The sequence below is a fragment of the Enterovirga sp. genome (assembly GCF_035325185.1).
In the GTDB taxonomy this organism is placed as follows: domain Bacteria; phylum Pseudomonadota; class Alphaproteobacteria; order Rhizobiales; family Beijerinckiaceae; genus Enterovirga.
The window spans coordinates 1-12,522 of record NZ_DAOLAJ010000099.1; the positions used below are offsets into that span (position 1 = coordinate 1).

General features: G+C 66.4%; 10 protein-coding genes and 3 tRNA genes. 8 read left to right on the forward strand and 5 right to left on the reverse strand.

Translation table 11 applies throughout. The annotated features are described in order from the left end of the window. The 4 genes from clpX to PKD06_RS15830 all read left to right on the forward strand — a co-directional run. A partial coding sequence (gene clpX, locus PKD06_RS15815) for an ATP-dependent Clp protease ATP-binding subunit ClpX (protein WP_324381745.1) occupies window positions 1-1,226 on the forward strand: 1,226 nt, incomplete at its 5' end. Window positions 1,227-1,643: 417 nt separating this feature from the next. After that, window positions 1,644-4,064, forward strand: a complete 2,421-nt coding sequence (lon, locus tag PKD06_RS15820; protein ID WP_324381747.1) for an endopeptidase La — start codon at window positions 1,644-1,646, stop codon at window positions 4,062-4,064. Window positions 4,065-4,312: 248 nt separating this feature from the next. Further along, window positions 4,313-4,699: a glyoxalase superfamily protein gene (locus PKD06_RS15825; RefSeq protein WP_324381749.1), complete on the forward strand. Its 387-nt coding sequence runs from the start codon at window positions 4,313-4,315 to the stop codon at window positions 4,697-4,699. A 78-nt stretch (window positions 4,700-4,777) separates the two neighbouring features. Next, a tRNA-Val gene (locus tag PKD06_RS15830) sits at window positions 4,778-4,853 on the forward strand. 159 nt (window positions 4,854-5,012) lie between these two features. On the opposite strand, the gene PKD06_RS15835 is transcribed toward PKD06_RS15830, so the two are convergent. Then, on the reverse strand, window positions 5,013-5,333 hold the full coding sequence (locus tag PKD06_RS15835; protein WP_324381751.1) for a hypothetical protein: 321 nt from the start codon (window positions 5,331-5,333) through the stop codon (window positions 5,013-5,015). A 291-nt stretch (window positions 5,334-5,624) separates the two neighbouring features. On the opposite strand from PKD06_RS15835, the gene PKD06_RS15840 reads away from it, so the two are divergent. Continuing rightward, window positions 5,625-5,701 (forward strand) — tRNA-Asp (locus PKD06_RS15840). Window positions 5,702-5,785: 84 nt separating this feature from the next. Next, complete coding sequence (locus PKD06_RS15845) at window positions 5,786-6,511, forward strand: hypothetical protein (protein ID WP_324381753.1); 726 nt, start codon at window positions 5,786-5,788, stop codon at window positions 6,509-6,511. A 93-nt stretch (window positions 6,512-6,604) separates the two neighbouring features. On the opposite strand, the gene msrB is transcribed toward PKD06_RS15845, so the two are convergent. Continuing rightward, window positions 6,605-7,159, reverse strand: a complete 555-nt coding sequence (msrB, locus tag PKD06_RS15850) for a peptide-methionine (R)-S-oxide reductase MsrB (protein WP_324381755.1) — start codon at window positions 7,157-7,159, stop codon at window positions 6,605-6,607. 76 nt (window positions 7,160-7,235) lie between these two features. Between msrB and serS the strand changes: the two genes are divergently transcribed. Continuing rightward, a complete protein-coding gene (gene serS, locus PKD06_RS15855; RefSeq protein WP_324381757.1) occupies window positions 7,236-8,525 on the forward strand; it encodes a serine--tRNA ligase in 1,290 nt (429 codons plus the stop codon). 146 nt (window positions 8,526-8,671) lie between these two features. Here the strand turns inward: serS and htpG are convergent, their stop codons facing one another. The 3 genes from htpG to PKD06_RS15870 form a co-directional block, all read right to left on the reverse strand. Beyond that, window positions 8,672-10,507: a molecular chaperone HtpG gene (htpG, locus tag PKD06_RS15860; RefSeq protein ID WP_324381758.1), complete on the reverse strand. Its 1,836-nt coding sequence runs from the start codon at window positions 10,505-10,507 to the stop codon at window positions 8,672-8,674. A 119-nt stretch (window positions 10,508-10,626) separates the two neighbouring features. Continuing rightward, entirely contained in the window at window positions 10,627-11,163 is a 537-nt protein-coding gene (locus PKD06_RS15865; RefSeq protein WP_324381760.1) for a YbjN domain-containing protein, read from the reverse strand. 66 nt (window positions 11,164-11,229) lie between these two features. Continuing rightward, entirely contained in the window at window positions 11,230-12,312 is a 1,083-nt protein-coding gene (locus tag PKD06_RS15870) for a hypothetical protein (RefSeq protein ID WP_324381762.1), read from the reverse strand. Window positions 12,313-12,444: 132 nt separating this feature from the next. Here PKD06_RS15870 and PKD06_RS15875 point away from each other — a divergent pair. Beyond that, window positions 12,445-12,521 (forward strand) — tRNA-Lys (locus PKD06_RS15875). The last annotated feature ends 1 nt before the right edge of the window (window position 12,522 follow it).

The window sequence follows — 12,522 nt, forward strand, 5'->3', positions numbered from 1 at the left end:
GCTCCTTCTGCGGAAAGAGCCAGCACGAGGTCCGCAAGCTGATCGCCGGCCCGACGGTGTTCATCTGCGATGAATGCGTCGAGCTGTGCATGGACATCATCCGCGAGGAATCGAAATCCTCGCTGGTGAAGTCGCGCGACGGGGTGCCGACCCCGAAGGAGATCCGCCGCGTCCTCGACGACTACGTGATCGGCCAGGACCATGCGAAGAAGGTCCTCTCGGTCGCGGTCCATAACCATTACAAGCGCCTCGCCCATGCGGCGAAGCACAGCGACGTCGAACTGGCCAAGTCGAACATCCTGCTGATCGGCCCCACGGGCTCGGGCAAGACGCTGCTCGCGCAGACCCTCGCCCGCATCCTCGACGTGCCCTTCACCATGGCCGACGCGACGACGCTGACCGAGGCCGGCTATGTCGGCGAGGATGTCGAGAACATCATCCTCAAGCTGCTCCAGGCCTCCGACTACAATGTCGAGCGGGCGCAGCGGGGCATCGTCTATATCGACGAGATCGACAAGATCAGCCGCAAGTCCGACAATCCCTCGATCACCCGCGACGTGTCGGGGGAGGGCGTGCAGCAGGCGCTCCTCAAGATCATGGAGGGGACGGTCGCGAGCGTGCCGCCGCAGGGAGGGCGCAAGCATCCGCAGCAGGAATTCCTCCAGGTCGACACGACCAACATCCTCTTCATCTGCGGCGGCGCCTTTGCGGGGCTGGAGCGGATCATCTCCGGCCGCGGCAAGGGGACGTCCATTGGCTTCGGCGCCTCCGTCTCGGCGCCGGACGACCGGCGCACCGGCGAGGTCTTCCGCGAGGTCGAGCCCGAGGATCTGCTCAAGTTCGGCCTGATCCCGGAATTCGTCGGCCGCCTGCCGGTCCTGGCGACGCTCGAGGATCTCGACGAGACGGCCCTGAAGCGCATCTTGCAGGAGCCCAAGAACGCGCTCGTCAAGCAGTATCAGCGCCTCTTCGAGATGGAGGACGTCCATCTCACCTTCCAGGACGAGGCTTTGTCGCTCGTCGCGCGCAAGGCAATCGAGCGCAAGACCGGCGCCCGCGGCCTCCGCTCGATCCTCGAAGGCATCCTCCTCGATACGATGTACGACCTGCCGGGTCTCGATTCGGTCGAGCAGGTGGTGATCGGGCCCGAAGTGGTGGAGGGCAAGACGAAGCCGCTCTTCATCCATAGCGACCGCGCCGCCGAGCCGGCGAAAGAGAGCGCCTGAGACGCGCGACGCGCCTGCCTCTCCCCGCGGAGCGGGGAGAGGTCGAGTCCGCGGTCACGCGGACCGGGTGAGGGGTGGCGGACACTCTGTCGTCGACGTCGAGTCTCCCTTGCCCCTTATCCGGTCGCACTGACCTGCGACACGACTTCTCCCCGCTTGCGGGAGAAGCGGGAGGCGATGGTGCTCTCCCGCACCTGTGCCGCGCCATATTTTCCCCGCGATATATCCATTCTTGAAAGCGCCGCAGAGGCGGGCCACCTTAACGGGGCGCGAGGAATGCATGCTCATGATCGAGGTGCGTGAGTCGCGTGCCGGCCGCGGCCGCCGGGCAGTGCCCGGAGACCAGGCGAGCCGGTCGCCCATCCGTCTCCCTGCTCGATCGAGGGGCGAGGCGGATGTCGAGATGAGGAAAACCTGATGTCAGAAACCAAGACGCGCCAGCCCGTCCAGCCCGGATCGGTCGCCGATTATCCGGTGCTGCCGCTCAGGGACATCGTCGTCTTCCCGCACATGATCGTGCCGCTTTTCGTCGGCCGCGAGAAGTCGATCCGCGCGCTCGAAGAGGTGGTGAAGGCGGACCGCCACATCCTGCTGGCGACGCAGATCAACGCCACCGACGACGATCCGGCGACCAACGCCATCTACGATGTCGGCACGCTGGCTTCCGTCCTGCAACTCCTCAAGCTGCCCGACGGCACGGTGAAGGTGCTGGTGGAAGGCGCGAGCCGCGCCAAGGTGCGCAGATATACCCGTACCGACGAGTTCTACGAGGCCGAGGCCGAGGCGCTCGCCGATGTGGCGGGCGACCAGGTCGAGGCGGAGGCGCTCGCCCGCTCGGTCGTGTCCGAGTTCGAGAATTATGTGAAGCTCAACAAGAAGGTCTCGCCGGAGGTCGTCGCGGCCATCACGCAGATCGACGACGCTTCGAAGCTTGCCGACCAGATCGCCTCGCATCTCGCGGTGAAGATCTCCGACAAGCAGGACGTGCTCGCGACGCCGACCGTCGCCGGGCGGCTGGAGAAGGTCCTCGGCCTGATGGAGAGCGAGATTTCCGTTCTCCAGGTGGAGAAGCGCATCCGCACGCGCGTCAAGCGCCAGATGGAGAAGACGCAGCGCGAATACTACCTCAACGAGCAGATGAAGGCGATCCAGAAGGAGCTGGGCGACGGCGAGGAGGGCAAGGACGAACTCGCCGAACTCGAGGAGAAGATCGAGAAGACCAAGCTCTCGAAGGAAGCTCGCGACAAGGCGCGGGCCGAGGTCAAGAAGCTGCGCCAGATGTCGCCGATGTCCGCGGAAGCGACGGTGGTACGCAACTATCTCGACTGGCTGCTCGGCATTCCGTGGGCCAAGCGCTCGAAGATCAAGAAGGATCTCGTCGGGGCCCAGGCCGTGCTCGACGCCGACCATTTCGGCCTCGAGAAGGTCAAGGAGCGCATCGTCGAATATCTCGCCGTGCAGCAGCGCACCAACAAGCTGACTGGCCCGATCCTGTGTCTCGTCGGCCCTCCGGGCGTCGGCAAGACCTCGCTCGGCAAGTCGATCGCGCGCTCGACGGGCCGCGAATTCGTGCGCATGTCGCTCGGCGGGGTGCGCGACGAGGCGGAGATCCGCGGCCACCGGCGGACCTATATCGGCTCGCTGCCCGGCAAGATCATCCAGTCGATGCGGAAGGCCAAGACGTCCAACCCGCTCATCCTGCTCGACGAGATCGACAAGATGGGCATGGATTTCCGCGGCGATCCCTCGGCGGCCCTGCTGGAGGTGCTCGACCCCGAGCAGAACTCGGCCTTCAACGATCACTACCTGGAAGTCGACTACGACCTCTCGGACGTGATGTTCGTGACCACCGCGAACACGCTGAACATCCCGCCGGCCCTGCTGGACCGGATGGAGGTGATCCGGCTCGCCGGCTACACGGAGGAGGAGAAGGCTGAGATCGCGCGCCGTCACCTCATCCCGAACGCGCTTCGGAAGCACGGGCTGAAGGTGCAGGAATGGTCGATCACCGATGCGGGGCTGCTGGAGCTGATCCGGCGCTATACCCGCGAGGCGGGCGTGCGCAACCTCGAGCGTGAGATCGCCAACCTGATCCGCAAGGCGGTGAAGGAGATCCTGATCTCGAAGGTCGTGGCGGTCGAGGTCACGCCTGAGAACCTCTCCGGGTTCCTGGGCGTGCCGAAGTTCCGCTACGGCGAGATCGAGGCCGAGGACCAGATCGGCGTCGTCACCGGCCTCGCCTGGACCGAGGTCGGCGGCGAGCTGCTGACGATCGAGGGCGTCATGATGCCCGGCAAGGGCAAGATGACGGTCACGGGCAACCTCAAGGACGTGATGAAGGAATCGATCTCGGCGGCGGCCTCCTATGTCCGCTCCCGCTCGCTCGATTTCGGCATCGAGCCGCCGCTCTTCGAGCGCCGCGACATCCACGTCCACGTGCCGGAGGGGGCGACCCCGAAGGACGGCCCCTCGGCCGGCATCGCCATGGCGACCGCGATCGTCTCGGTCTTCACGGGCATTCCCGTCCGGCGCGATATCGCGATGACCGGCGAGGTGACCCTGCGCGGACGCGTGCTGCCGATCGGCGGATTGAAGGAGAAGCTGCTCGCGGCGCTTCGGGGCGGGATCAAGAAGGTCCTGATTCCCGAGGAGAACGCCAAGGACCTCGCGGACATCCCCGACAGCGTGAAGAACGGGCTCGAGATCGTGCCCGTCGCGCGGATGGGGCAGGTGCTCCAGCATGCGCTGGTGCGCCATCCCGAGCCCATCACCTGGGAGGAGCCGGTGACGCCTCCTCCCGCGAAGGGCGAGGATTCGTCCGGCCTCGTCGCGCACTGAGCCGGATGCCGGCAGGGTGGCAGCGCCGCCCTTTCATGAAAACGGCCCCGGGGAGAGATCCCCGGGGCCTCCTCGTTTTGGGGAAGGCAGGGCCGGCCGTTGCCTGCGGGCCTTGCGGATTGTTGCGGCCGTCTCGCTGAGCTACATTGGTGTCGGGCACTGTCTCCTCGATCGACATGACAGGGGTCGAGTGACGCGCCGGCACCGTCCGTATCGTCGCTTCCGTCCTCCCAAAGCGAGGTTTTGCGATGAGCGACATCGCCGGCATCGGCTTCGGCCGCATCGCGGCCATGCTGCCCGTGAAGGACATCCATAAGGCGCATGATTTCTACGCGGAGATATTCGGGTTCAGGAAGGTCTTCGAGAACGGAAATCCGGTTGGGTTCATGATCTTGAAGCGGGATCGGGCCGAGCTTCATCTCACGCTCCAGCCGACCCACAGGAATCCGTCCTTCAACGTCGCGCACCTGATGGTCGACGACGTGGACGCCCTCTTCGCGCTGTGCCGACGGCACGAGGTACGAATCATCAAGAAGTTGCAGGACAAGGATTACGGGTTGCGCGCCTTCGTCTTCGCCGACCCCGACGGAAACCGTATCGATGTCGGCCAGCCCATCCCGGTGGCTCGCGGATGAGATCAGGCCCGGCGGCCTTGCGTATCGTGCCGCCGCCGGTTTTCTCCCTGCCGCGGAAGATGCTATGGCGAGGCCAGGGGGCGGTTAGCTCAGCTGGTAGAGCATCTCGTTTACACCGAGAGGGTCGGCGGTTCGAGCCCGTCACCGCCCACCAATCTCCTCCGTGGGGGTAAGCTCGTTATCCTTGCCGGTGTCCGTCGCAGCTTTCCCGCGTCGATGACGAGGCACGGGAAATCGCCTTCTTGTCGTCTTGAAACGAACGAGCCGGGGCGCACGGCAATCGCGGCCCGGCTCTCATCCTTTGGTCAGAAGGCTATGTTAGTATGACGACCTCCACGGTATGTTCTTGCCCGTCATGTCGAACGGTTGCGTTCGTATAATCCTCCTTAGGAGGCGACTCTTCGTATCTAAAGGGGACGCGAGAGATCATCTGATTTACGATCCCAGTCGGACGGATAGCCTCTACATCGACGATGATGATTTTCGGGTTGATGCCCTGGGGGCTTGCAGCGGTCGATTTCGTTTTCCATCCGCCGGTCGGAACCTCGAGTTCGCCGGTTACGAAGAGTGTGACTGGCGACCCGGGCCTTTTGCTGATCCATGCCTCGATGGTCTCGGTTAGAAGCTTCGCCATGGACTTCTCCCTTGCCCGCCGGTGACGCGGGAGCAGAGGAAACCATGGCATCCCAAGTTGCGCAACTGTTAGTTTAGTTGTTGCATCTCGATGCCATTCTGCCGGGTCCGTTCCTTCCATTTTGCGGATTCCTTCGCGAGCCGCCGTCCATTCGTCCTCTGCTGACAGGACAGGAATGCCGGTCGGGTTTTGCGACGATGAGCAAAACCTCTCCCGGATGACGCCGATCGCCTTGACACCGCGCCGTCGCAAACCTAAACGGCACGCCTCCGCTTCGGGCGGAAAACGAGTGCGGGCGTAGCTCAGTCGGTTAGAGTGCCGGCCTGTCACGCCGGAGGTCGCGGGTTCGAGCCCCGTCGCCCGCGCCATTTCCGCCGGGCATCGTGCCCCAGCGTCCTGCGCTTCACCAAGCGTGAACAGCCTGCCGAAAGAAGGTGCCTCCCCGGGATGCGATGCGCTCGCGGCATCGGTGGGCTCCCCTCCGGATTGTCATTGTTTTTACCGAATTGAGAGCATTGCGGGTTAACGCTGCCCGGATTGTGGCCGTGACATGGCGGGAAGAATCACCGAAAAGCCTGGAACCCAATGCGAGCCGTCACGTTGGCGGCATAAGGCATCAAACGGGGCAGGCTGTGAAACTCTCTCAATCCGTGCGTTCTCTCGCCCTCGCCGCGGTGGCGGGCGGAGCGATCGTCGGCGCATCTTCTCAATCCCAGGCCGCCGGCCTGCTTGAATTCCTGTTCGGAGGCGGCCAGCGGCAGGCGCCGCAATATTATGCGCCGCCGGCCTACGGAGCCGCGCCGCTCGACGTGCGGGTGAGTCCGCGCAAGCGCGCCAAGGCGCGCTCCACCACGACCGCCGCGAAGGTCCGCCCCGGCAGGGAGCGCAAGATCGTCAACACCTCGATCGATCCGCGTCTTCATCCGAACTGGTATCTTGAGGATCCGACCTTGCGGCGCGGCGATATCGTCGTCCTGCCGGCCGGGGTGATGGTCTATAAGGGCGGGCCACGGCCGCAGACCCGCGAGGATTTCGCCAAGCTCAGCGAGACCAGCCTCGTCTCCAAGAAGGAGCGCATTCGCATCCAGCAGATGGCCGGTCCGCCGGCCGTGAGCGCCGAGAGAGACGATCCGGCGCGCGGCAAGGAAGCGGCCGGAGCGGTCAACCCGGTTCAGTAACCGCCGCGGGCGGAACGTCCGCCACGAGCGGAACGTCCGCCACGAGCGGGAAGGGCAGGCGGCCCGGTCGGCCGCCTTTCTTATGGGCCGTTCTCAGCCCGCTCCGGCGGTGCTCGTCGTGAGGGCGTCCTGGTCGCCGCGCCCGAGCGGGTCCCGCAAGCTCCCGCACTCCGGCACGAATTCCAGCGACACGGAATTGATGCAGTAGCGCAGGTGCGTCGGCGCCGGGCCGTCGGGGAAGACGTGGCCCTGATGGCTGTCGCAGCGGGCGCAGCGCGTTTCGATTCGCTCCATGCCGTAGCTCATGTCCCTGATGGCCAGGACATGCGTGCCGTCGACCGGAGCATAGAAGCTCGGCCAGCCGGTGCCGCTCTCGAATTTCGTCCGCGCCCGGAAGAGCGGCAGGCCGCATTCGCGGCAGCAATAGAGGCCGTCCTCCTTGTTGTTGAGAAGCCCGCCGCAGAACGGCGCCTCGGTGCCGTGCTGGAGGAGGACGCGTTTCTCCTCGGGCGAAAGATCGGCTTCGAGGCGCCGGCGCTCCTCGGGATTCGGCGGGCGCAGGTCGAAGCCTGATGGAGAGCGCTCGGGCCGCTCCGTCATGTCGGTCTCGGGCGGCTGGGCGGTGCGGAAGTAATCGAGGATGCTCATGATCCCTCAACGCGGCGGAGGTCGGCTGGGTCCCGGGAGACTGGAGCATTCGCGCTGCAGAGTCTAAGAGCGCGCCATGCACGACATCCGCCTCATCCGCGAGAACCCCGCCGCCTTCGACCAGGGCCTCCAGCATCGCGGCCTCGTGCCGCTTTCCGCGACGCTGCTCGGGCTCGACGATGCCCGCAAGGTCGCCGTCTCCGCCGCGCAGGAGGCGCAGGAGCGCCGCAACGCGCTCTCGAAGGAGATCGGCGCCGCCAAGAAGGCCAGGGACGAGGCCCGCGCCGAGGCGCTGATGGCCGAGGTCGCCAGCCTGAAGGACACCGCCCCCGCCCTGGAAGCGACTGGAAAGGAGGCGAGCGACAGGCTGCGCGAGGCGCTCGCGGAAATCCCCAACACGCCCGGTTCCGATGTGCCGGTCGGAGCCGACGAGCACGGCAACGTCGTCCGGCATCATTGGGGCGAGCCCGCCGCGATTCCTGATCCGAAGCAGCATTTCGAGCTGGCCGAGGCGTGGCGGGTCGGGATCGGCAGCGCCATGGATTTCGACGCCGCCGCGAAGCTCTCCGGCTCGCGCTTCGTCGTCCTGCGCGGCCAACTCGCCCGCATGGAGCGGGCGCTCGGGCAGTTCATGCTCGACCTGCATACGGGCGAGCACGGCTATACGGAGGTGAGCCCGCCGCTCCTCGTGCGCGACGAGGCGATGTTCGGGACCGCGCAACTGCCGAAGTTCCGGGACGACCAGTTCGCGGCCGGCGCCGATCACTGGCTCATCCCCACGGCCGAGGTTCCGCTCACCAACCTCGTGTGCGACTCCATCCTTTCCGAGGAGGAGCTTCCCCTGCGCTTCACGGCGCTGACCCCCTGCTTCCGGGCCGAGGCCGGGGCGGCGGGGCGGGATACGCGGGGCATGCTGCGCCAGCACCAGTTCTCGAAATGCGAGCTGGTCTCGATCACCACGCCGGAGACCTCTGCCGGCGAGCACGAGCGTATGCTCGCCTGCGCCGAGGCGGTGCTGCGGAAGCTCGAACTGCCTTACCGCGTCGTGACGCTCTGCACGGGCGACATGGGCTTTGCCTCGCGGAAGACCTACGACATCGAGGTCTGGGTGCCGGGGCAGGGGACCTATCGCGAGATTTCGTCCTGCTCGGTCTGCGGCGATTTCCAGGCGCGCCGCATGGAGGCGCGCTACCGGCCGAAGGAGGCCAAGGGGCCGCGCTACGTCCACACCCTCAACGGCTCGGGCGTCGCGGTCGGCCGGGCGTTGATCGCGGTGCTGGAGAACTACCAGCAGCCGGATGGCAGTGTCGTCGTGCCGGAGGTCCTGCGGCCCTATATGGGCGGGCTCGAGCGGATCGGCGGGTAGGATCGTCGAAGCTTCCCCTGTCATCCCCGGCCGGAGCGAAGCGGAGGGGAAGGGGATCCAGGAGGGCTCGCAGGCGGCTCTGGATTCCCTTCCCGGCCCTTCGGGCGGCCGGGAATGACAAAGGGGGCGATTTCAATGACCCCGGTCTATCCCGCCAGGGCTGAGGCGACCTTGCGGGCGAAGGCGACCGGATCGCGGGGGATGTCGCCGTCCTGGATGCGGGCGAGGTCGAGCAGCGTCTGCGCCTCGTCCGCGATCGAGCGTCCCGCCGCGAGACGCTCGGCGAGGGCGCGGATCAGCGCGTGGCGCGGGTTGATCTCGAGGACGGCCCGGTCGGGGCCGAAGGAGCGGCCGGCGCGGCGCAGCAGGCGCTGCATCTGGAGGTCGGGCCCGAATTCGCCCGAGGAGAGGACGACCGCGCTGTCGACGAGGCGGTCGGTCGCGCGCACATCCATGACGTCGTCCTTCAGCGTCTCCTTGATCGCGGCGAGAAGGGCGTCGATCCCGGTCGCCTCCTCCTGCGCCTCGCCCTCGGGCTTGAAGGAGGAGAGGTCGATATTGCCCTGCGTGATGCTGCGCAGCTTCCTGCCGTCGAATTCCCCGAGCTGCTCGGGCCAGAAGGCATCGACATGGTCGGACAGGAGCAGCACTTCGAGGCCGCGGGCCTTGAAGCCCTCGATCTGCGGCGAGCGCGCGAGAGCATCGGCATCGTCCGCGACGAGGTAGTAGATCTCGCTTTGCCCTTCCTTCATGCGCGAGATGTAGTCCGCAAGGCTGGTCCAGCCCCCGACGGCGGAGGATTTGAAGCGCAGGAGCGCGGCGATCTCGGCTCGGCGCTCGCCATCCTCGTAGATGCCCTCCTTCAGGACGGGGCCGAAATTCTCGAAGAAGGTGGCGTAGCCTTCCACGTCGCTCTTGGCGCGGCTCGCGAGTTCCGAGAGGACGCGGCCCGTCACCGCCTTGCGGATGCGGGCGAGGGCGGGCGTCGATTGCAGCATCTCGCGCGAGACGTTGAGAGGCAGGTCGTCGGTATCGACGACGCCCTGGACGAAGCGGAGCCAGGGCGGGAGCAGCTTGGCGTCGTCGGTGATGAACATGCGGCGCACATGAAGCCGCACCCGGCTCTCGCGCTCGCTCTCCACCGGCATGAAGGGCTTCATGGAGGGCACGAAGAGGAGGGCGGTGAATTCGGTCGCGCCCTCGGCCCGCCAGTGCAGGATCGCCCAGGGCTTGTCGAAGCCGTGGCTGATGCTGCGGTAGAAGGCCGTGTAGGCCTCCTCGTCGATCTCCGATTTCGGCTTGCGCCAGAGGGCCTTGCCCTCGTTTCCGGCGATCTCCTTCCCATCCTGGACCACGACGATCGGCAGCGCGATGTGGTCGGCCCATTTGCGCACGATATGTTCGAGGCGCACGGGCTCCAGGAACTCCTCGGCATCGGCCTTGAGGTGAAGCACGATGTCGGTGCCCGGCTCGGCTCTCTCGGCCGGCGACAGCGTGTAGCTGGCCCCTCCCTCGGAGGCCCAGCTCCAGGCGTCCTCCGCGCCGGCCTGGCGGGAGATGACCTCGACGCGGTCGGCGACCATGAAGGCGGAATAGAATCCGACGCCGAACTGGCCGATCAGGCTCGGCTTGTCGGCGGCATCGGCCGCGAGGGCCTTGGTGAAAGCCTTGGTGCCCGAGCGGGCGATGGTGCCGAGATTGGCCGCCAGCTCCTCCTTGGACATGCCGATGCCGGCATCCGAGATGGTCAGCGTGCGGGCCGCCTTGTCCGGCACGATGCGGATCTTCGCGTCGGCCGGGGGTGGGGGCACCTTGCCGGTCAGGGCTTCGAAGCGCCGGCGATCCGTCGCGTCGGCCGCATTCGCGACCAGCTCGCGCAGGAAGATTTCCCGGTCGGAATAAAGCGCGTGAACCACGAGGTCGAGCAGTTGCTCGACTTCGGCTCCGAATTGGCGGCGCTCGACGGTTGCGGTGTCGGACAAGGGTCTGGCTCCTGAAATCGCTCGGCGCCGCCGGCCTATGCCGGGAGGGCGGGACGTTTCAAGCCTTTATCGCGACCCTCGGCATCCGGGCCTTGCGGCCGGTATCCGGGCCTGCGGCCTTATTGCATCGCCATCTTCTCGAAATCGGTGACGGCGGACTGCCAATAGTCGAGGGTTTCCTCGAAGGCGGGCCGGCTGATGCCGCCGCTCAGGACCACCGCCCAGGCGATGTTCGGATCGCCGTCATCGTCGACGAAAGCCTGCCCGAAGCGCTTCTCCGAGTTCCACTTGTTGATGACGGCGAGATCGAAGGGCCGCTTGTTCTTGATCTCCCAGCCTGTGGAAAAGGAGATCGACTTGCAGTTCTTGTTGTCCTTGCAATCGTAGAAATAGATGCCGAAATTCTTGCGGCCGATCTTGCTTTCGATCTTGGGGCGACCGCTCGAGGTTTCGGACAGCTTCGCGAAATAGCCCAGCTCCTGCATCACCTTGGCGAGTGCGGCCGGATCGGAGCCGTCGATCAGGCTGCCCCCTCCTCCTCCTCCCGAGGACTTCCCCGCCGGCTGGCCGAGCCGGATCTGGGCCTCGGCCGGGCTGGAAAGGGCAAGGAAAAGGCCGGCCAGAGCGGCGCCGACCGACAAGGCCATCGTTTTCATGCTAGTCGCCCGAAGATGATCTCTGCTTGGACGGTAATATTTCGGATCGAGACTGTCCAGCGGCTCTTACGGCCCCGGCTGCGGGAGAAGAATCCGGTAGCGGTCGTCCTCGGCCGCGCGGGGGCTTTCGAGGCCTGAGCGGATGTCCTCGACAATGCGTGCGGCGATGGGCAGGCGGTAATGCAGCGTGTCCCAGAAATTCGAATCCTCGTCCGTCAGGGGACTTCGGTGCCGGTAGTCCAGGACGAGGGCCGAGCGCGATCCCAGCGCCTCCACGATCTTGCGCTTGCAGGCGTCGTCCGCGGCCGCCGCGGCCGAGCCCGGCGGCGGCAGGGCGCCGGCATGGACGGGGGGAAGCAGGAGGACGAGCCGCGTCGCGGCGGGCAGGTCCCTCGCGAGCTCCCCGAGCCAGGCGATGGCGGGGAGGCGGTCGCAGGGCTGGGCTGGTGCCGGCAGGCCGCCTCCCGCAGGCACGCTCAGATGGAGGCGGGCGCGGGCGAGGTCGTAGCTCTCTTCCGGCGGGGTGAAGACCTCGTAGCCGTCGCCCCGGATCCGTGCGGGCATCCGTCCGAGCCGGTTCAGCGCGACGCGGCCGGCGATCTCGAGCGTCTTGAGGTTCAGGAGATGGGGCAGGTCGTTGAGCGGGTTCTCGTCATAGAGCCAGGGCGGGAAGGAGCGGAAGGTGAGACGCTGCGAGGGCTCGTCGGCGGAGGGGGAGCACCAGGGCCAGTCCAGTCCGAGGATAAGTATTTTCGGGACGGGCACATGATGCAGGAACAGGCGCATCAGCTGAAGCTGCTCCCATGGCGTGCCCGCATTGATCGCCAGATTGGCAAAGCGTGCGCCCGTCGCCGCGTCGAGTGCGCGCGGATCGAGCAGCCGGGCGGTCGAGGTGCCGAACACGGCTGCATCGAACAGCCCCGAGCGCGCGAGCTGCGGATACATGTAGCGCTGGTTGATATCCATGATGGGGGAGGGCGGGCGTCCCGGCCCTGTCCGCCGCCCATAGGGGTCGAGCGCGAGGATGAAGCCGTAGAAGGCCGCCAGCAGGAGGCCGGCGGCGATCGCGCCCGACCATACGAAGTCGCGCCAATGCCTTGCGGCAGGGGAGGGCGTGGTCTCGGCGACGAGGGGGGCGTCGGGCGGCATGGGCGGCGCGTCGTAGGACGCGGCGGCTCCGACCGCAACCTGAGGAGCGGGGGAGATGCTCGGAGACGTCTTGAAAAAACCGGGCCGCCCTATTTGACCCCCGGCCGCCGCGCCTCTATCTGGGCGCCGGGCGGGCGCGTAGCTCAGCAGGTTAGAGCAACTGACTTTTAATCAGTAGGTCCTGGGTTCGAGTCCCAGCGCGCTCACCAA

Coding starts and splice junctions, on each gene's coding strand:
- lon (WP_324381747.1), top strand. CDS start 1,644: ATGTCAGAAACCAAGACGCGCCAGCCCGTCCAGCCCGGATCGGTCGCC.
- PKD06_RS15825 (WP_324381749.1), top strand. CDS start 4,313: ATGAGCGACATCGCCGGCATCGGCTTCGGCCGCATCGCGGCCATGCTG.
- PKD06_RS15835 (WP_324381751.1), bottom strand. CDS start 5,333: ATGGCGAAGCTTCTAACCGAGACCATCGAGGCATGGATCAGCAAAAGG.
- PKD06_RS15845 (WP_324381753.1), top strand. CDS start 5,786: ATGCGCTCGCGGCATCGGTGGGCTCCCCTCCGGATTGTCATTGTTTTT.
- msrB (WP_324381755.1), bottom strand. CDS start 7,159: ATGAGCATCCTCGATTACTTCCGCACCGCCCAGCCGCCCGAGACCGAC.
- serS (WP_324381757.1), top strand. CDS start 7,236: ATGCACGACATCCGCCTCATCCGCGAGAACCCCGCCGCCTTCGACCAG.
- PKD06_RS15865 (WP_324381760.1), bottom strand. CDS start 11,163: ATGAAAACGATGGCCTTGTCGGTCGGCGCCGCTCTGGCCGGCCTTTTC.
- PKD06_RS15870 (WP_324381762.1), bottom strand. CDS start 12,312: ATGCCGCCCGACGCCCCCCTCGTCGCCGAGACCACGCCCTCCCCTGCC.